The organism is Mycobacterium sp. E1747 (assembly GCF_001667775.1).
GTDB lineage: Bacteria > Actinomycetota > Actinomycetes > Mycobacteriales > Mycobacteriaceae > Mycobacterium.
Map to the genome: position 1 here is coordinate 1 of NZ_LZJI01000013.1, position 1,021 is coordinate 1,021.

The window sequence follows — 1,021 nt, forward strand, 5'->3', positions numbered from 1 at the left end:
ACCTCGCTGGGTTTCCTGGCCGGGCAGACCGAGACGATCACGTTGACCTTGATGGTGACCGGGGTGACCTATCGCTACCCCGGCCTGCTCGCCAAGACAATCGCCACCCTCGACGTACTCTCCCGTGGTAGATCAATGTTTGCCATCGGCGCGGCGTGGTACGAGCGGGAGCACCTGGCGCTAGGTGTCACCTATCCGCCGCTGCGACAACGATTCGAAATGCTCGAAGAGACGGTGCAGATCTGCCAGCAGATGTGGAGCGACAATGACGGCCCCTACGCGGGCCGGCATTACCAGTTGGCCGAAACCATCTGCCAGCCGCAGCCGATTCGGCGGCCACCGATCCTGATCGGCGGCGACGGCGAAAAGAAGACGCTGCGCATGGTCGCCCAATATGCCGACGTTTGGAATAGCAACGCCGCAACACCCGATGAGGTGAAGCACAAAGTCGAGGTCCTGAAACGGCATTGCGAGGAGATCGGACGAGACCCCCGCGAGATCCGCAAGACCCTCATGCTCGGTCCACAGTTCGACCCGTTCGGCGATCCCACCGCATTTATGAATGCAATGCAGGGCTTCGCCGAGGCAGGCATTGAATTGATCAATATTGCTGCCCTGCCGGGAAATCCCGATCCGATCGGGTTCGTCGGCCGCCTCGGCGACGAGGTGATCCCCAAACTGGCTTTGCTGGCCTGACTAGGCGCTGATCCGCGCCTGCCGCCACCCGACCCCCAACAACAGGAATCCCTATGCGCTACATAAAGCTTGGAACTACCGGTTTGGATGTCTCACCGATCGCCATCGGCGCGATGACATACGGCCAGCCCAATCGCGGGTATCCCGTCTGGTCACTGGACGAGGAAACCAGTAGGCCGCTCATCAAGCACGCCGTCGAGACAGGCATCAACTTTTTTGACACCGCCAACGGATACTCGCTGGGCAGCAGCGAGGAGATCCTCGGTCGCGCCCTCAAAGACTTCGCCGACCGCGACGAAGTCGTCATCTGCACCAAGGTGTGCTC

At 60.9% G+C, this 1,021-nt stretch carries 2 protein-coding genes; both read left to right on the plus strand.

The features are described 5' to 3' along the window. Nucleotides 1–696, plus strand: a 696-nt coding sequence (locus tag A5695_RS01160) for a TIGR03560 family F420-dependent LLM class oxidoreductase (protein WP_068077235.1), incomplete at its 5' end; no start/stop codon positions are given. Between the two features lie 53 nt (nucleotides 697–749). Beyond that, nucleotides 750–1,021 (plus strand): aldo/keto reductase (locus A5695_RS01165; RefSeq protein WP_197515318.1); only part of this gene is annotated, 272 nt, incomplete at its 3' end.